Raw genomic sequence first — 18,297 nt, 5'->3', positions numbered from 1 at the left:
GGAATGCGGTGTTCTTAAGATGATTACAGCTTCGTTACAATAAAGTTGGTGACTTCAACTTTGATTAGCTTGCCTTCCGGCAGCTCCGGATTGATCAGGTTGAGAAGCTTCGCGCAGAGTAAGTCTTTTCCTGCGGAACCGTTTATCTCTTCTGGCTTCATATCCGACAATGTACGGATGATGATCGGTTTAATTTGAATCTCTTTAATTTTCTCGAAATCTTCTTTCGTCGATTTCTCATCTAATTGAAAAGCAAGCCCAAGAACCGCGATATACTCTGGGTCCGAAAGATTGGTTTTGATATCCGCAATCTCGCTTGTTAGTTCAACGCGATCATCTGCGGTAAGCTTCTTTGTTTCAACAGATGCAGCGTTATTCGCAGCTTTGTTAGTCGCGTTGTTAGTTTTGTCATCCCCCATAATCGAGTTTAGCAGGATAACAGCCACGATAGCGATTAGCGTGATAGCAAGCAGAATCGAGATTAGCCAGGGCAGCAGTTTTTTCATTGTGATGGTCCCTCCGTTTGATCACTCTTTAGGGTCGCCGCATAGACGCCGATCGAGCGAAGATAAGACTGTATGGAGGAAATTACTTCGGTTGCTTTCTCCAACACCAGTATTTTTTTACCTGTTGTCATTGTAATCAAAGTATCAGGCGTTTCTTCTACCAGCTCAATAAGCAGCGCATTGATATGTAGGGACTTTCCATTCAGTCGCGTTACAGCGATCATGAGCTTCCTCCTTAACCTAGCAGGGAGGCGGAAAGCCTCCCTAGCGGTTATTTACCTAGTGCTTCAGGTTTACGACTTCTTGCAAAATCTCATCGGATGTAGTGATGATCCGCGAGTTCGCTTGGAAACCACGCTGTGCAACGATCATCTCTGTAAACTCGGAAGTCAAGTCTACGTTCGACATTTCGAGCTGACCGGAGATAATCGCGCCTGTACCGGCTTCTGCGTCGTTCGCAGTTGTCAGCGTTACCTCACCATCAATGTTCGCATTCGGTGTCATGCGGTACAGATTACCGCCGATCTTCTCAAGACCGTTCGGGTTCGTAACTTTCACAACACCAAGCTGAATGCCTGTGGAAGTGGCTGTGCCGTCAGCGCCTACTGCGATAATCGAGCCGTCTTGGGAAATCGTGAACGATTTAACCTCAGCCGGATCAAGCGTAATTGGGCCGCCGTTGGAATCAAGTACGAACATGCCATCGCCATTTACGAGCTGGCCTGCTGCATCTAGTGAGAAGTTACCTGCGCGAGTCAGGTATGGCGCCTCTGCACCATCGCCGGATGGGGAAACTGCGAAGAATCCGTCACCGTCAAGACGAACGTCAGTTGGCACGTTTGTTGTCATCGCGCTGCCTGGCGTATGTACTGTGTCGATCGACGCAATCGCTACGCCAAGACCAACCTGCTTCGCATTCACGCCGCCAGTTGTGCCTTCTTCCGGACGCGTAACACCGGAAACGGTTTGGCTCAAAATATCTTTGAACATAACGCGTCCTGCTTTAAAGCCTACTGTATTTACGTTTGCGATATTGTTACCGATGACATCCAGCTTCGTTTGAAAACCACGCATACCGGAAACGCCAGAGTACATAGATCTTAACATCGAGTAGTCAACCTCCTAGTGTTGTATAGCAGTTGTATTGAGCCGCTTCTGTCGTTCCACGGCTCTTCGGCTTCCTCATTAGGTCCAGCCGATTAATTCACAATGACTGCACTGTCTATCTGAGTGAACACATTTCCTTGCAGCTTACTGCCATCCAGTGCAGTAACGACCGTTCGCGTCGGGACATTGACTATCATCGCAATATCTTGATAAACGATCAATGAGTCTTTTGCTCCCTTTGCAGCCGCTTGATCGATTGCATTCGAGATCTTCGATAATGTCTCCGGCTTCAACGTTATTCCGCGCTGCGCCATCCTTGTTTCGGCATGATGGCTAAACTTCAGAACATTGCGATCCAGAACCTCTTGAAATGACTCCGTACGTCCAGCCGCCTGTTCTTTCTGGGCTGCTTTGTGTACCTGTGCGGTAGCAGTTAACCGTAAATGGCCAATTTTCATGACATCACTCACTGGTAGCTTCACCGCCTCTCTCGCCAATAGAGACGATGTCATCAAGATTGACATCAGTATTGCCGATTCTTGCATACTGCACTTTGTCTTTGATGACAATTGAATCCACAGTTCCTGTTTGTGTAAGCATTTCACCCGAATCGGAATAATCGTACCATTGCACGTCTTTACCAATCATACTGGAAACCATTCCAAGATTCTGGCGAAGACCAGCCAATTGATCCGACATATTCACAAGCTGCTCCACAGAGGAGAACTGCGCCATTTGAGCGATAAAGTCTTTATCCTCGAGCGGCTGCATCGGATCCTGGTTCTGCAGCTGCGTTACAAGAATGCGCAGAAAATCATCTTTTCCAAGAGAGGTATCTGCCGCTTTATTAGTAGCAGCATGTACGTTGCTGGAACTGTAATAAGGCCATATGTTGGTGGTGGAAACACGATCGGACATTTTCTGTCACCTCCGTTCTATCCAGTTATCGGTATTGAACAGACTGCGTGCTTGTCGTTAAGCAGTTGTATGAATACCTCGACCTAATCCCAAATCCTGATCGACTGCCTGTTCAAGCGTAAGCTCTTCGAGATCCGTGTTAAAGTCAAGATCAGTCTCCTTGCTCGAACCACCGCGTCCAGAAGTGCCTTGCTCTCTCCCGCTTTGACCATTGCGATCATGCTCTTGGAATAAATTCGTTTGAGCAGCGGTCTGTGAAACTTCCAGCTTATCGACTTGAAGACCTTGGGATTGAAGTGTAGAACGAAGCTGTGCCAACTGGTTCTCCAGCATATCCTTCGCCGCTACGGTATCAGTCAAGAACTGCGCGGTTACAACACCGCCATGAATGGAAATGTTCACGTTCACTTGACCCAAATGCTCTGGATTCAAGGTCAGCTGTGCTTGTGATATACCGTTGCCCGATGAAACCTGGAACTGTTTAACAACGAGCCCTTGAACCGTTGATGCGAACTGATTAACCGGAACCGGCTGCTGGATGACTTCCCTGGAGGAAGTTAGCTGCGTACGCCGCAAATCTTGACCCAGCGTGACAGTCGGCGCGTTCAGAGCGTTCAATTGCTGCTGCGAATCTGCTCGTCCAGCTTGTCCTTGTTGATCCTCAGCCTTCGGAACCACTTTCAGCAATCCTACATGAAGGAGCTGATGGGACATACGCTGAAGATGCGAGTTTGTCGTTACGGAAGCGGTTTGAACCGAACGAATCGTGTCCACTTGTTCGCTGCCAGCAGACTCAGTTAGCGCTTTAATCGCAGCTTGCAGGTCAGGCTTCGTCCCACTTAGGAGCTGCTCAGTCGCAATAAGTTGTTTGCTGATGAGCACATTCTGATCACGTCCAGCCGCACCTCCGCTTTTACTTTGCTGCAGTAATGCCCGCAAATCAGAAAGCGTTTCTTGCAGGCCAGACTTCAATGCTGCGATTACTTCAACGTTTGCACTCTTCGCATCTGAGCTAGTCTCCGTTAGCTGAGCAGTAGTTTGTTCGGTAGCTGCTTGCGTTCCTGTGGCAGTAAGTGCTGCAATTACCCCAAGCATTGTATCAGCTGTGCCGGCTTGATCACCAGTACCATCTGCTGAAAGCATATTAATGAAATCACTTTGAGCATCAGGCTGTTGCTGATTAGCCATTGGCATGCCAGTAAGCAAGCTCATCAAGCTGTCCAATTGAACAAGTGCGTCAGTCAAATTGCCTTCTGTTGTCGTATTCGCTAGCTGTTCAGCATCTGTATCATCGAGCTGTTTCAAGAGCGAGTCGATTGCGGCTAGCAGATCTTCCTTCGATAGATTGCCACCGAGTAAAGAAGCTAACAGATTCGCAGGAGTCTTCGGCATCACAGCAGCGTCGCCAGTTGTCTCACCGCCCGCATTCGCTGCAGGACTACCTGCCAGGGTTTGTGCAAGCGTTTGGACAAAAGCAGCGTTATCTCCGCCTTTAGCCGCAGAAGGTGCAGCAGTTGCTCCAGCTGGAGTTACGCTAGTTGGTGCATTAGAAACGGACATTTGCATATTTCTCACCTCCTTTCATCCTAGAAAGTCGAACGCGAGAATGTAGCTATTACTTACCTACCATCAGCTTCGAGACGAGCTGTGCAGTAATATCTTTGTTCAAGTTGGACATCTCCGCAATGATGGAAGCGCGGGATGCGTCCGTTACGGCGTTCAAGATCCTTAGTACTTTGCTAGGACTGACGTCCGCCATTTTGAGCAGCAGCTCAGCGGCTCGTTTAGGATCCATATTCGAGAACGTTGTGTTCAACTGTGTATTGCTCAGAACGGTGCTCGGCTGCGTCGCAGTCGATTCCTTCTTGTTGACTCTTGCTTGCAGAGCGGCAATTTGACGATCCTTAACCGTTTTCACGTCTTTCAGCATGATGGTAGCTTCGGCCGCTTTGGAAGGTGTCATCTTCTCAAGAATACGTACACGGTCATCCGGCTTCATTGCATCGAGGACCAGCACCGTTTCTGCCATCTCCATGCTCTCCAAGATTGGAGCTGCCTTGCTTGGCGAGATCTTGCCATACATCGTAGCAAGCTCACTAATCTTGCTCTGATATTCGGCATCCTCAAGCTGCTTCTCCGCTCCAGCCTGCTTCAGCGTCTCTATCTCTGCTTGCAAAGCTTTTACTTGCCCAGACAGCTGCGTCTTCTCATCCGTTGCTTTCGTGAGCGCCGCCCCTTTCGTAGCGACCATCGCCTTAAGCTCAGCGATCTTGGCATCTGAATTCTCCGCTTTGATCTTTCCTTCATCTACAGCTGTTCCATCTTCTGCTGTAGGGTCAGGCAGTACCTTACTCAAGAACGGAATCGAATTCCCGATCTCAAGAGCTCTGTTGCGTAGATCGAAGTTAAACAGCGTAACAAGTACGCCGAGCAGAATGAGTGTGAAGAGAATCGGCGTTACGAAAAACATAAACCTCTCAAATCCGCTGTATCCTTGCTTTTCCATTTCCATGTCTGCCAAAATAATTCCCTCCCTCGGGCGTCGCTCCCGATTCGCAATGCAACATTAATTATTGTGCGGCGTACATAAACCTTGCGGTAGCGATCTCATCGAGCTCATTCTGTTCTCTTACCATCATGTCAGCACGGAAACGATCATGTGCGTTCGACTTCGTTTTCTGCCATACCTTCTCGTCCATCATCCGGTCGGATAACACTCGGCGACCTGCCTCAACGGCAATTTCTGCTTTCTTGACATCTGCAAGCTTGTGAACAACTCTGCTGTCGAGATGTTCGATGTATTGCTGCATGGCGAGCAGCTCCGATAGGCTCACCGCTTGGCTTGATGCGGCCCCAAGCCGTTCGGCCCAAGAAGCCCTCTCTTGCCGCAGCTGCTGCAGCGACTGCTCTTCATTGTTAAGCTTGCCGATGACAACGGACAGCTGCCACTCGGCTTGTGATTTCTCGCTCGTCTTCAAGTCGACGATCTTCTGGTAGGCGTACTGAAATCGAGCCATCTAACTGAGTCATCTCCCTAGGTTCATGTAGAAATCCCGGATTAGTCGATCTTTTGATTCCTCATAACCGGCCTTTTCTGTCGTTTTCTGTTTGGTAAAAGCTTGAATGGTGTCGAAAAATTCGATAGATTGGTCAATTTTTTCATTTGACCCTCGTTGGTACGCCCCAATATTAATTAGATCTTCCGAATCTCTATAAATAGACATGAGACGTTTGAGCTCATTGGCGGCATCCTGTTGCTCTTCCGGGACGATTTCCTTCATGACCCGGCTAATCGATGCCAAGACGTCGATTGCTGGAAAATGTCCTTTGTGCGCCAGTGCTCGGCTGAGGACGATGTGTCCGTCAAGAATGCCTCGAACGGCGTCGGCAATCGGTTCATTCATATCATCGCCATCAACGAGGACGGTGTAGAATGCTGTAATCGAACCGTGCTGCCCTGTCCCTGCTCGTTCGAGCAGCTTAGGCAGGTTTGCGAATACAGAAGGTGTGTAACCTCGCGTTGCAGGCGGTTCGCCGATGGCAAGACCGACTTCACGCAGCGCCATCGCATAGCGTGTTACCGAATCCATCATGAGCATGACGTTAAGTCCACGATCTCGGAAATACTCTGCAATTGTTGTGGCAATCAGCGCTCCTTTAATTCGGATTAACGCTGGTTGGTCCGAGGTCGCAACGATCACGACTGATCTTGCAAGCCCTTCTGGACCGAGATCCTTCTCGATAAACTCGAGAACTTCGCGACCGCGTTCACCGATAAGCGCAATAACATTGACGTCGGCAGAAGTATTTCTAGCTACCATGCCTAGCAATGTACTCTTGCCCACACCGGAACCGGCAAAGATACCGATCCGTTGTCCTTGGCCTACCGTCAATAGTCCGTCAATCGCGCGAACACCGATGCTAAGTGGATCTTTCACACGCGGCCTTGCGAGCGGATTACTTGGCTGATTATAGGTCGAATGATGTGGCAATCGGCTCGGGAGATGAGAGCCGTCAAGCGGCTGTCCAAGACCGTCCAACACTTTTCCAAGCAATTCGGAGCCTACTTGAACCGTTAGAGGTTTGCCAGTACCGACAACATCACAGCCTGGGCCGATGGATGTAAGCTCGCCAAGCGGCATTAGAATGACTTTGTTATCCCGGAAACCAACTACTTCCGCTTTGAGTGGTTTGGAGGATTTAGCTGGGTAGATCAAGCAAACATCACCGATGCTGGCGTCCGGACCTTCGGATTCAACCGTCAGGCCAATAACTTGCGTCACCTTGCCATTTACTCTGACAGGGTCAAGCGGGCGAAGATGTTCGATATAGCGATCAGCATCAAGTCTACTAGCTCTCATCTGCTATCCCTCGTTCGTCGGCTTGTAAGGCAAGCCCTATCAATTCTCGTTTGATTTCGGCAAGCTGTGTATCAATACGAGCGTCAATGCTGCCAAATGAAGAACGAATGACACAACCGAATTCTTTGACCGAGACGTCCGGTACTATCTGAAGCTCGGCCTGTGAATCTATGACAAGCGAAAGTTCTTCTCTTGCGGCTTGTACAAATGTAAGCTGCTGTGGGGAAACACAGAGTGTAATAACACCTTGCTCACGCCGCCGTTCAAGCGACTTGCGAATAATATCAAGCGACCAGTTCGGATCAACGTTCAGCTGCTTGTTAATAATTTTCTCAGCAATCGCCGTACTTAGCGCCACCACGAAAGGTTCAGCTTCTTGAATGATCTGCTCCTTCGTTTCGTAAGCGGAGTCTAGTATCGCTTTTGCTTCTGTCAGCATGACTTCCCACTGGGCGTATACCTCTGAAGTAGCTGCATCTCTTCCTTCCTGGTAGCCTTGAGAGTAACCATCTTGACGAATTTGCTCTTGCAATTGTTCATCCTGTAAACGCCGCTCCAACCACCATTGGTCGATTTGAGCATTTGCATCTTCATACATCGTCTCGATCTGCTCGCCTGTCTCTTGAATGCGCTGGTTTGCAAATTCCTCAGCGTCATCCAGGATTTGTTCCCGAAGCGAAATAGTTTCTGCTGATGGGCCGACTGGTACATTCTGTTCATCAGTTGGTAGTGCAGGTTCGTACTTGTTGTACCATTCAAGCCGCTTTAAGTCTTCAACTGAGATCACATGCGACGATTTGAACAACCTAGACAATGATATCATCTCCTCCGCCGCGGGCGATGATAATCTCGCCAGACTCTTCCAGTCTACGGATGGTTGCTACGATGCGAGTTTGTGCCTCTTCGACGTCACGCAGCCGAACAGGTCCCATGTATTCCATTTCTTCCTTGAAGGATTCCGCCATCCGTTTGGACATGTTGCGGAAGATCGCTTCGCGAACCTCTTCGCTCGCCACTTTAAGCGCAAGCTGCAGATCGGCGTTCTCGATATCGCGGATAATGCGCTGAATCGAACGGTTGTCGATGTTGACGATATCTTCGAAGACGAACATTCTTTTTTTGATTTCCTCTGCAAGCTCTGGATCTTGAATTTCGAGCGCATCGAGAATAGTACGTTCTGTACCGCGGTCGACGCCGTTCAAAATTTGAACGATTGATTCAATACCGCCCGCAGTAGTGTAATCTTGAGTAACGGTAGCGGACAGCTTCTGCTCGAGAATACGTTCAACCTGCGAAATAACTTCAGGGGACGTACTGTCCATAAGCGCAATTCTGCGAGCAACTTCAGCCTGCTTCTCTTGCGGAAGTGACGATAGAATCTGCGATGACTGCTCTGCTTGCAAATAAGAAAGGACGAGTGCAATTGTTTGAGAATTCTCGTTCTGAATGAAGTTGAGAATTTGGCTCGCTTCTGCCTTGCGGGCAAAATCGAAAGGCCGCACTTGCAGCGTCGCGGTCAGGCGTCCGATAACTTCCATCGCCTTGGACTCGCCGAGCGCTTTCTCCAGAATCTCGCGAGCGTATGAGATACCGCCTTGCGATATATATTCTTGCGCGACACAAATTTGGTGAAACTCGCTCATAATATTTTCTTTGTCCAGGTTTTCTACTTTTCGCACGTTGGCGATTTCGAGCGTTAGCTGCTCAATCTCTTCTTCTCTTAATTGCTTGAAGATTTGAGCAGAAACTTCAGGACCGAGCGAAATTAATAATATGGCTGCTTTCTGACGACCACTGAATCCACCTTGATATCTTGCCATTCCAGCCACCTCTATTCATCCACAAGCCAAGTCCGAAGCAAATTGACAAATTCCTCGGGTTTGCGCTTGGCCAGTGTTTCAAGCTGTTTGCGTACTTGATTCTCATTCGTAACATTCTCAAGATCGATTGTCGGATACTCGACTTTGCCTGGCGTTTCAGCCATTTCCTGAACAAGAGCTGCTTGTCTGCGGCGTCTAACGACCATGTAACCAAGTCCACCGATAATTGCAAGAGCTGCAACTCCGATTGCTGTCAACCAGCCTGTCGAAAGTATTGCGGAAGAAGTTGCTCCGCCATTGTCGACGAATGTTGAAGCCATAATCGAAATTTTCTTCTGAATCAGTGCATCATTATTCACATCTTGACCGGACTCTGCGAGTTGGGAGCGAATAATTGTCGATAAGAAATTGTTCATCTCTGTCTTCGCTTCGGCGCTCAATGCACTCTTCTCAACACCTACGCTGATAGACAAGTCTTTTATCACATAAGGCGCGGACTCAATCGTATTCAAAATTTTGTTGTAATCATAATTTGTCTCTCGGTTATTCTCTTCGCTGCTACCGCCGCTTGTGGCGTCAGTTGCCTGATAACCTGGGACATCCGTCTCGCCAGTTCCAGCAACACCGCCGCTGCCGCCAGTTCCGCCAGTTGCCGTCTTGCTGTTCTCCTTTTCACTAAGGATAATACCGTTGTTATTATTGTTCTCTAGCGGAGAAACGAGCGATTGATCCGATTTCTTCTTATCGAAATTGAAGGAGCTCGATACCGTTACAACCAGGTTCTTCATACCAACCATCGGAACTAGCATCGCCTGTACCTTCTGCTTCAGATCATTCTCGAATTTACGCTGAATTTGATAATGTTCGTCAAGTAGCTCACTTCCTAGACCATTTCCGCCGATATTACTAGAAGGGAGTACTCCTTCAGGACTAGAGATCGTAATATTCTCTGCTTTAATATGGGGAATTGCCGTTTTCACGAGATTATAGTAGCCGTCGACTTCCTTCTGCTCCGGGCGATAACCAGGGCGGAACGTCATCGTGATGGATGCCGATGCTTCTTCTTTCTCTTCTGTCGTCATGAATGCCGTCTCTTCTGGCAAGTTCACGAGCACGTTGGAACTCTTAACGCCTTGCATCACGTTCAGGAGCTTCTGGATTTCACCATTCAATGCATTGCGGTATTGAATATCCATAATGCGGTCCGTTGGACCGAACATCGAGCCGCTATCGTTAAATTGATCAAACCCAATCGTACCGTTACGGACAAGCCCTTGAGAACCCGCTTCAACTTTAACTTTTGCCGCATTTGCAGCTGGCACCATAATGGTTTGTCCCGCATCAGCAAGTTTGTAAGAAATCTTGTTCGTATCGAGGTATTCCATAACGGCTGCTGCATCTGTACTGTCCAAATCCTGAAACGCTACTTCATAGCTGACTCTTGAAAAGAGGTATGTAAGTAACACTATAGTTAGAATCAGGATCCCCACTGAGGCTCCCAACCAAATTTTTTGTTTCTTCTCCATTGCATTCCAAAACCCAGCAATCTTCGCTCGGTATTGGGCTATTTTCTCGTTCACGATTTCACCTCACTTATGTCTCTAACCTGTGTCATTAGATTTGCATCCGCATTATTTCTTGGTAAGCCTCAATTACTTTATTGCGGATTTGCGAGGTGAGTTGCAAGCCAAGCTCAGCTTGCTGTGAAGAGATCATTACTTGGGACACATCTACATTGCCCAGAATATATTGATCATTCATCGCTTGTGCGTTCTGTTCTTGCGCGGCAACACCGTCAATTGCATTCTTCAGAAAATTGCTAAAGGATTGGGTCATTTCTGAAGGCGTCGTCTTATCTTTAATGCCGTTCGAATCAGGCAGTTTAACCGATTGTGTTTGGATCGGATTAAACGACATTGGGTTAATCAATGGAATCCCTCCGCTATTATCTCTGTTTATTTACCGATTTCAAGAGCTTTCACAAACATGCCTTTAGTCGCATTCAAGGCCGTAATGTTGGCCTCATAGGAACGCGATGCAGAGATCATATCAACCATTTCCTTCAGAACGTCGACGTTCGGCATCTTCACATACCCGTTCTCGTCAGCGTCAGGATGGCTTGGATCGTACACAAGCTTCGCTGGCGTCTGATCATCGATAATCCGCGTCGCCTTCACGCCAGGTGATGCACTACCCGCACCACTCATCTGACCATTCAGAATATCTGCAAAAGATTGCGATGTCGGCTCAAGGACAACCATCTTTCGCTTATAGGGTTCATATTTGCCATTTACAAATTGTCCCCTTGTCGTTTCGGCATTTGCGATATTCGACGAGATGACATCCATCCGGAGACGTTGGGCGGTTAGAGCCGATGCGCTAGCATCAAATCCATTAGAAAGTCTCATGCATTATGCTCTCCCTTCAATTCCGATGCGCATCATCTTAAAGTCATGATTAAGTTGCTGCACGTAGAAGTTGTAATTCAGCTGGTTCTTTGCGAGTAACGACATTTCTCGATCAATATCGACATTGTTAACGTCATTGTTCATGACAGTGGTCTCATCCGTAATCACTTTAGCTTCAGGGACCGAAGACGATTGCCCAATAGGAATGTGCCGCGCATTCGTGCGCCGGCCGATAAATTGAGAATTTCCGCTGCCCATGCTCTGTTCCAGCAGCGATTCAAAAAGGACCTCGGAGCGCTTGAATTTCGGCGTATCGACATTCGCTATATTGTTGGAAATCACGCGTTGGCGCATTTCCGCCGCATTAATAGCACCCTGTAATCGACTGAATTCCGGGCCATTCAACAAATTCACTGAAAAACCCCACTTTCCCATCTTGTGTAGTGTAAATATTCAACAGAATAACCCTCATTCCTTCTTCGTTCGACAAAGATTTATTAAAAATATGAGAGCATTGTGTCGAAGGAAAACCGTCAGATTAATATTCCTCAACTTGCTAAATTATTACAATGAGAAAAAAGCCCTATCTTTGTCGAAGATAGGGCTTAAAACAGGGATTATTGTACTGTTTTTTGAATGATTTTGTAATATTTCTTGCACTTTTATGAATTTTTATTCTTTTTAAGCTCGGTCAAGAGTTGGGTATTGAGGATACGAATATATGTCCCTTTCATACCGAGCGAGCGTGTTTCAATGACGCCAGCGCTCTCCAGTTTGCGTAACGCATTCACAATAACGGAGCGCGTAATGCCGACACGGTCCGCGATCTTAGACGCGACGAGAAGGCCCTCTTTGCCACTCAATTCTTCAAAGATATGCTCCACCGCTTCCAGCTCACTGAACGAGAGCGAGCCAACAGCAACGGCTACAACTGCACGGCTGCGCGCTTCCTGTTCAATTTCCTCCGCACGCTCACGCAGAATCTCCATGCCAACGATCGTACTGCCATATTCGGCCAGAATCAGTTCGTCGTCGCCGAACGGCTCTGAACCGCGCAGCAGAATGAGTGTCCCAATCCGATCGCGCCCGCCTACGATAGGAACAACGGTCATAATGCCTTGTCCTACCATCATCAAGAAGGATTCCTGTATACCTTCGTCAGGAGTCACATTCGTCACTGTTTCCTGCAAGCTCATGAAACGTTCGTTGCTCTCGTTCGAGAAACGCAGTTCAGATACAGGTAATGCGCGCAGCTGCTCATGCTGGAATGGGCCAACAGCGGCACAACCAAGCACTTTGCCTTTACGGCTAACAACAAACACATCCGCCTGTATCGTCGTACAGAGCACCTCTGCCATCTCACGGAAACTGAGCGCTGCGCCAGCTGCACGCTGCAGCAGCCGGTTCAGCGTTCTAGTTTTTGCTAATAAAACCATTACTCTATGCCCCCTACTTTCCAATCCGATCCCTTACAGTATATATTGACTTAGATCGCGATTTTTCGCAATATTACCAAGCTTCTCGCGCACATATTCCGGTGTAATGACAAGCTCCTCAAGCGACAGCTCCGGTGCTTCGAATGACAGATCCTCGAGTAGCTTCTCCAGAATCGTGTGAAGCCTGCGAGCCCCGATATTCTCCGTATTCATATTCACATCCGCTGCTATCGTCGCCAGTTCCTGAATCGACTCATCCGAGAACGTGATCGTAATACCTTCAGTCTCGAGCAATGCCGTATATTGCTTCGTTAGCGCATTCTTCGGCTCCGTCAAGATCTTCACAAAATCCTCTATACTCAGATTCGTAAGCTCTACACGAATCGGGAATCGGCCCTGCAGCTCTGGGATCAGATCAGATGGCTTCGCCATATGGAATGCGCCAGCTGCGATGAACAAAACATAATCCGTCTTCACTGGACCATACTTGGTCATCACCGTAGAGCCTTCAACGATTGGAAGAATATCACGTTGCACGCCTTCACGAGATACATCCGGGCCCGAACCACGGGTAGAGCTCGCGATCTTATCAATTTCATCGATAAAAATAATGCCGGACTGCTCAGCACGTAAAACCGATTCCGAGATCACATCATCCATATCAATCAGCTTATTCGCTTCTTCTTGAATGAGCGCTTTGCGTGCTTCTTTCACCGCTAGCTTCCTCTTCTTCGAGCGCTTCGGCATCAGTTGGCCGAATAATTCCTGCATGTTCGCGCCCATACCCATTCCTTCATTGCCTTGGCCTGCCAGCATATCGAGCATATTCGGGGAATTATCCTCTACCTCAATCTCGATCGTTTCATTCTCAAGCTTGCCTGCTGCGAGCTGCTCCTTCACTTGCTTGCGACGTTCCAGCACCTGCGCACTCTCTACCGGCTCATCATCAGTATCCTTTTCATTCGACTGATTGCCGAACAGCATTTCAAGCGGATTTTTCTGGGACTTTGGTTTCGTGGTTGTTGGGACAAGCAGTGTAACGATGCGATCATTCGCAAGCGTTTCCGCCTTATCTTTCACCTTTTCGGTCTTCTCCAGTTTCACCATCCGTATCGAAGTCTCGACGAGATCGCGCACCATCGATTCCACATCGCGGCCGACATAGCCGACCTCGGTGAATTTGGTCGCCTCTACCTTCACGAATGGCGCATTCACCAGCTTCGCCAGCCGTCTTGCGATCTCCGTCTTACCTACGCCTGTAGGCCCAATCATCAGAATGTTCTTAGGTACAATTTCATCACGTAACGCTTCATCAAGACGGTTGCGACGATAACGATTCCGCAATGCTACCGCAACTGACCTCTTCGCTGGTTTCTGGCCTACGATATATTTATCAAGCTCCGCAACAATCTGCTTCGGTGTCATTGCTTCATTTGTCATTATTAACCCCTCCAAATGAGTCCATTCGCCCTTAACAGGCATCTAGCCAATTTCTTCTACAATAATATTGCGGTTTGTGAACACACAAATATCTGCAGCGATTTCAAGCGCCGAACGAACCATGTCCTTCGCCTCAAGCTGAGGCGCATGCTGCTTCACCGCACGTGCTGCCGCGAGCGCGAAGCTGCCCCCTGAGCCGATTGCGAGGATGCCGTCATCCGGTTCAATAATTTCGCCGCCGCCGGAAATAAGCAGAAGGCTGGTAGCATCCATAACGATCATCATCGCTTCAAGTTTGCGCAGCACACGATCTGAACGCCAATCCTTCGCCAGCTCTACCGCTGCACGCTGCAGGTTGCCGTGATGCTCCTCCAGCTTGCCTTCAAACTTCTCAAAGAGCGATATTGCATCCGCAACAGAGCCTGCGAAGCCTGCGATCACTTGCCCACGATACAATCTGCGGACCTTCTTCGCTGTATGCTTCATAACCATGCTGTTGCCGAAAGTCACTTGGCCATCACCAGCTATGGCACCTTTACCATTATGACGTACCGCACATATCGTGGTCGCATGAAATTGCATTTCCATGTTCCTCAACCTCACTTTTTACAAAAATATATTTTTCAATTCCGCTAATAATTCTACTTCGTAAGAATAGCTTGAGTTTTGCAAAAATTTCAAATAAAAGTAAACAGCGGCGTAGAATGATCGCTGCCGCTGCTGTCTACTGCAAGATGCTATGGATTTCGATTACTCGTGAACCGTTTCTTCCTCTACTGCTGTATAACCTAGCTGCTCCACCTTAAACCGCGCTAGCTGATCGAGCGCACGGTTTGCAATGGCATCGTTCTTATCCTTCTTGCTGCGCATCCGCTTCTCAAGCGGTGGGACTAGCCCGAAGTTCGCATTCATCGGCTGGAAGTGCTTAAAGTCCGCCGTCGTAATGTAGTGCGCCATACTGCCAAGTGTTGTATCCGCTGGAAGAACAACAGGCTCTAAGCCGCGAGCTAATCGACCGGCATTAAGTCCTGCGATCAAGCCAGATGCTGCTGATTCGACATAGCCTTCAACACCAGTCATTTGGCCTGCGAAGAATAGCGTATCGCGATTAATAGACTGGTACGTCGACCGAAGCAGCTTCGGCGAGTTAATAAACGTATTACGATGCATAACGCCAAAGCGAACAAACTCTGCGTTCTCAAGACCCGGAATTAGCGAGAATACCCGCTTCTGCTCGCCCCACTTAAGGTGGGTCTGGAAGCCTACTAGATTGTACAGTGTGCCTGCAGCGTTGTCTTGACGCAGCTGAACTACGGCGTGTGGCAGTTTGCCTGTATGCGGATTAATGAGGCCCACCGGCTTCATCGGTCCGAAAAGCGCCGTTTGCTTGCCGCGGCTTGCCATAACTTCGATCGGCATGCAGCCCTCAAAGTATTGCTCTTTCTCAAAATCCTTCATCTCGGCTTTCTCGGCTGTCGTCAATGCTTCGTGGAAAATATCGAACTCTTCCTCGGTCATTGGACAATTCAAGTACGCAGCCTCACCTTTATCATAACGGGATGCGAGGTATACCTTCGACATATCGATGGAGTCCTTCTCCACGATTGGCGCAGCCGCATCATAGAAGTAGAAATACTCTTGGCCGAGCAGTTCTTGAATTTGTGCGGACAACTTCGGAGCTGTCAATGGACCTGTCGCAATGAGTACAATTCCATCTTGTGGGATCTCTGTCACTTCTTCAGTACGGACATCAATCAGCGGATGCTCCTTCAGAATACGAGTGACATCGCCCGAGAAGCCGTCACGGTCAACTGCAAGCGCGCCACCAGCTGGCACGGCATTCCGATCAGCGCAATCGAGAATGAGGGAATTCATTCTGCGCATCTCTTCTTTCAGCACGCCAACGGCGTTCGCAAGCCCGTTTGCGCGCAAGCTGTTGCTGCACACGAGCTCTGCGAAGTTCTTCGTATGGTGAGCAGGCGTCTGGGTCTCCGGTCTCATTTCATAAAGAGTAACAGGTACTCCTTGCGATGCGATCTGCCAAGCAGCCTCGCTGCCTGCAAGCCCCGCTCCGATAACTGTTACACGTTGCAATTCTGACAATGCACTTACCATCCTTTCAAGATAACCAATCCTGTTTCAATTTCATGCCTGCTGACATAGGGCAGGCCGGCGTTATAGTTCCGCCGGCTCCATATCTTCAATAACTTCTTCATTATAGTCGCACTGCGTACAGAGGAGCTTCGCGCCACTCTTATTACGTTTCTCAACCATTACGCTATTGCACTGAGGGCAAGGCTTGCTAACCGGCTTATCCCACGAGACGTAGTCGCAGCCAGGGTATTGATCGCAGCCGTAGAAGTAACGGCCTTTCTTGCTCCGGCGTTCGATGATTTTACCTTCATGGCATTTCGGACAAGTGACGCCGATATCCTTGACAATCGGCTTCGTATTCCGGCAGTCCGGGAATCCGGAACAAGCCAGGAACTTGCCGAACCGGCCCATCTTGTACACGAGATGCTTCCCGCACTTCTCACACAACTCATCGGAGATTTCGTCCTGCAGTTCAACTTCCTTCATCTCTTCCTCAGCGTACTCAAGCCGCTTCTCGAAAGAGCTATAGAAGTTAGCAAGCACTTTCACCCAATCTTCCTTGCCGTCTTCCACATGGTCGAGATCGTCTTCCATATGCGCCGTAAACTCCGCATCGAGAATTTCCGGGAAGAACTCTTCCATCATCTGAATAACGAGTTCACCGAGCTCGGTCGGAATAAACTTCTTCTCCTCCATCGCGACGTAGCCACGCTTCTGGATCGTCTCCAGCGTCGGCGCGTACGTACTTGGCCTTCCGATGCCTACTTCTTCCATCATGCGCACTAGACGGGCTTCAGAGTAGCGTGGTGGAGGCTGCGTAAAGTGCTGCTTCGGATCAATCGCTTCTGCACTTACCACTTCACCGACAGCAAGCGGTGGCAGGAACTTCTCATCATCTGTTGTTGTACCGTCGTCATTGCCCTCGACATAGATTTTGATAAAGCCCGGGAACTTTACTTTCGAGCCAACTGCTCTGAATATAGCTCCAGAACCTACTTTCAAATCTACTGTCATTGTATCCAATACAGCTGACGACATTTGGCTCGCTACGAACCGATCCCAAACGAGCTTATATAGCCTGAACTGATCGCGGCTCAGGAACTCCTTCACCGACTCCGGATCACGGAATACAGAAGTAGGACGGACTGCTTCATGCGCATCCTGCGCATTGCTGTTCTTCTTCGTGTATACGCGTGGCTGCTCAGGAGAATACGCCGGGCCATATTTCTCTTCAATATAATTCTTCGCTTCTTCTTGCGCGATAGGCGAGATTCGTGTCGAGTCCGTTCTCATGTAGGTGATGAGACCGACTGTGCCTTCTTTGCCGAGATCGACGCCCTCGTAAAGCTGCTGTGCGACCGACATCGTCTTAGACGCGCGGTAGCCTAGCTTACGAGCGGCTTCTTGCTGCAAGGAGCTCGTAATGAACGGTGCTGCCGGATTGCGCAGCCGTTCTTTCTCTTTGACTTCACTGACGGTGAACGCCGAATCGCCCATCGCCTTCATCACTTCTTGAACGTCCGCTTCGTTGCCTAGCTCGCGCTTCTCGCCATTCAGCGAATGATACTTCGCTTCGAATGTCGTTGCACCTTGCTTCAGCTGCGCTGTTATCGTCCAATACTCAACAGGAACGAAAGCATCAATTTCATTCTCGCGGTCAATTATTAGCTTAACCGCAACGGATTGAACGCGGCCTGCCGACAGCCCCTTCTTCACTTTCTTCCATAGAAGTGGACTAATCTTATAACCGACAAGCCGGTCAAGAATACGACGCGCTTGCTGCGCATTCACTAAGTCCATATTAATCGGACGTGGCGCTTTAAAGGCATCCTTTACTGCTTGCTTTGTAATCTCGTTAAAGACAACTCGGCAAGAATCACTTTCATCAATTTCGAGATAATGCGCCAAGTGCCATGCAATTGCTTCCCCTTCGCGATCAGGGTCAGCTGCGAGATATACTTTTTTTACTTTTTTACTAGCATCCTTCAATTCCTTCAAGATGCTGCCTTTACCGCGAATCGTTATATATTTGGGGTTGAAATCATTCTCTACTTCAACACCGATCTGGCTCTTCGGCAAATCACGGATATGACCCATCGATGCTTTCACGATAAACTTGCTGCCGAGATATTTTCCAATTGTCTTCGCTTTTGCCGGTGACTCGACAATGACAAGGGAATCTGCCATCGCTGCGCCCTCCTCTCAAC

General features: G+C 48.7%; 20 protein-coding genes. All 20 read right to left on the bottom strand.

The features are described 5' to 3' along the window. Positions 1 to 23 precede the first annotated feature (23 nt). The 20 genes from BMY11_RS08970 to topA all read right to left on the bottom strand — a co-directional run bounded on the left by BMY11_RS08970 (position 24) and on the right by topA (position 18,277). Entirely contained in the window at positions 24 to 506 is a 483-nt protein-coding gene (locus tag BMY11_RS08970) for a flagellar basal body-associated FliL family protein (protein WP_090574125.1), read from the bottom strand. Next, on the bottom strand, positions 503 to 730 hold the full coding sequence (locus BMY11_RS08965) for a flagellar FlbD family protein (protein ID WP_090574124.1): 228 nt from the start codon (positions 728 to 730) through the stop codon (positions 503 to 505). Before BMY11_RS08965 ends, BMY11_RS08970 begins: the two co-directional genes overlap by 4 nt. Before the next feature lie 55 nt (positions 731 to 785). Beyond that, entirely contained in the window at positions 786 to 1,613 is an 828-nt protein-coding gene (gene flgG, locus BMY11_RS08960) for a flagellar basal body rod protein FlgG (RefSeq protein ID WP_090574123.1), read from the bottom strand. Between the two features lie 92 nt (positions 1,614 to 1,705). Next, positions 1,706 to 2,083, bottom strand: a complete 378-nt coding sequence (locus BMY11_RS08955; protein WP_256217363.1) for a TIGR02530 family flagellar biosynthesis protein — start codon at positions 2,081 to 2,083, stop codon at positions 1,706 to 1,708. After that, positions 2,076 to 2,531 carry a flagellar hook capping FlgD N-terminal domain-containing protein gene (locus BMY11_RS08950; protein ID WP_090574122.1) on the bottom strand — a complete coding sequence of 152 codons (456 nt, stop codon included), beginning with the start codon at positions 2,529 to 2,531 and terminating at the stop codon, positions 2,076 to 2,078. The genes BMY11_RS08955 and BMY11_RS08950 overlap by 8 nt, the downstream gene beginning before the upstream one ends. Positions 2,532 to 2,588: 57 nt before the next feature. Then, a complete protein-coding gene (locus BMY11_RS08945; protein WP_090574121.1) occupies positions 2,589 to 4,097 on the bottom strand; it encodes a flagellar hook-length control protein FliK in 1,509 nt (502 codons plus the stop codon). 49 nt (positions 4,098 to 4,146) lie between these two features. Then, the gene (locus tag BMY11_RS08940; RefSeq protein WP_256217386.1) at positions 4,147 to 5,043 is read right to left on the bottom strand and encodes a MotE family protein; all 897 of its coding nucleotides are present in this window, start codon (positions 5,041 to 5,043) and stop codon (positions 4,147 to 4,149) included. A 58-nt stretch (positions 5,044 to 5,101) separates the two neighbouring features. After that, positions 5,102 to 5,548 carry a flagellar export protein FliJ gene (fliJ, locus tag BMY11_RS08935; RefSeq protein WP_090574119.1) on the bottom strand — a complete coding sequence of 149 codons (447 nt, stop codon included), beginning with the start codon at positions 5,546 to 5,548 and terminating at the stop codon, positions 5,102 to 5,104. Positions 5,549 to 5,557: 9 nt separating this feature from the next. Continuing rightward, positions 5,558 to 6,892: a flagellar protein export ATPase FliI gene (gene fliI / locus BMY11_RS08930; protein ID WP_090574118.1), complete on the bottom strand. Its 1,335-nt coding sequence runs from the start codon at positions 6,890 to 6,892 to the stop codon at positions 5,558 to 5,560. Continuing rightward, positions 6,882 to 7,706, bottom strand: coding sequence for a FliH/SctL family protein (locus BMY11_RS08925; protein WP_090574117.1), 825 nt, complete (start codon positions 7,704 to 7,706; stop codon positions 6,882 to 6,884). The genes fliI and BMY11_RS08925 overlap by 11 nt, the downstream gene beginning before the upstream one ends. Then, positions 7,699 to 8,712 carry a flagellar motor switch protein FliG gene (gene fliG, locus BMY11_RS08920; protein WP_090574116.1) on the bottom strand — a complete coding sequence of 338 codons (1,014 nt, stop codon included), beginning with the start codon at positions 8,710 to 8,712 and terminating at the stop codon, positions 7,699 to 7,701. The genes BMY11_RS08925 and fliG overlap by 8 nt, the downstream gene beginning before the upstream one ends. 11 nt (positions 8,713 to 8,723) lie before the next feature. Beyond that, positions 8,724 to 10,292: a flagellar basal-body MS-ring/collar protein FliF gene (gene fliF, locus BMY11_RS08915; protein ID WP_090574115.1), complete on the bottom strand. Its 1,569-nt coding sequence runs from the start codon at positions 10,290 to 10,292 to the stop codon at positions 8,724 to 8,726. A 34-nt stretch (positions 10,293 to 10,326) separates the two neighbouring features. Further along, the gene (gene fliE, locus BMY11_RS08910) at positions 10,327 to 10,641 is read right to left on the bottom strand and encodes a flagellar hook-basal body complex protein FliE (RefSeq protein WP_371262778.1); all 315 of its coding nucleotides are present in this window, start codon (positions 10,639 to 10,641) and stop codon (positions 10,327 to 10,329) included. A 26-nt stretch (positions 10,642 to 10,667) separates the two neighbouring features. Next, complete coding sequence (gene flgC, locus BMY11_RS08905) at positions 10,668 to 11,120, bottom strand: flagellar basal body rod protein FlgC (protein ID WP_090574114.1); 453 nt, start codon at positions 11,118 to 11,120, stop codon at positions 10,668 to 10,670. A 3-nt stretch (positions 11,121 to 11,123) separates the two neighbouring features. Further along, positions 11,124 to 11,534, bottom strand: a complete 411-nt coding sequence (flgB, locus tag BMY11_RS08900) for a flagellar basal body rod protein FlgB (RefSeq protein ID WP_090574113.1) — start codon at positions 11,532 to 11,534, stop codon at positions 11,124 to 11,126. A 248-nt stretch (positions 11,535 to 11,782) separates the two neighbouring features. After that, positions 11,783 to 12,556: a GTP-sensing pleiotropic transcriptional regulator CodY gene (codY, locus tag BMY11_RS08895; RefSeq protein WP_090574112.1), complete on the bottom strand. Its 774-nt coding sequence runs from the start codon at positions 12,554 to 12,556 to the stop codon at positions 11,783 to 11,785. A gap of 33 nt (positions 12,557 to 12,589) precedes the next feature. After that, positions 12,590 to 13,996: an ATP-dependent protease ATPase subunit HslU gene (gene hslU / locus BMY11_RS08890; protein WP_090574111.1), complete on the bottom strand. Its 1,407-nt coding sequence runs from the start codon at positions 13,994 to 13,996 to the stop codon at positions 12,590 to 12,592. A 42-nt stretch (positions 13,997 to 14,038) separates the two neighbouring features. Next, complete coding sequence (gene hslV, locus BMY11_RS08885) at positions 14,039 to 14,584, bottom strand: ATP-dependent protease subunit HslV (protein WP_090574110.1); 546 nt, start codon at positions 14,582 to 14,584, stop codon at positions 14,039 to 14,041. Between the two features lie 162 nt (positions 14,585 to 14,746). Beyond that, the gene (trmFO, locus tag BMY11_RS08880) at positions 14,747 to 16,099 is read right to left on the bottom strand and encodes an FADH(2)-oxidizing methylenetetrahydrofolate--tRNA-(uracil(54)-C(5))-methyltransferase TrmFO (RefSeq protein ID WP_090574109.1); all 1,353 of its coding nucleotides are present in this window, start codon (positions 16,097 to 16,099) and stop codon (positions 14,747 to 14,749) included. A 72-nt stretch (positions 16,100 to 16,171) separates the two neighbouring features. Beyond that, on the bottom strand, positions 16,172 to 18,277 hold the full coding sequence (topA, locus tag BMY11_RS08875; RefSeq protein ID WP_090574108.1) for a type I DNA topoisomerase: 2,106 nt from the start codon (positions 18,275 to 18,277) through the stop codon (positions 16,172 to 16,174). Positions 18,278 to 18,297 lie beyond the last annotated feature (20 nt).

Source organism: Paenibacillus sp. OV219 (assembly GCF_900110075.1).
In the GTDB taxonomy this organism is placed as follows: domain Bacteria; phylum Bacillota; class Bacilli; order Paenibacillales; family Paenibacillaceae; genus Paenibacillus_Z.
The sequence above is the reverse complement of the archived record's forward strand: the minus strand, read 5'-3'. Positions and strand labels throughout refer to the sequence as shown.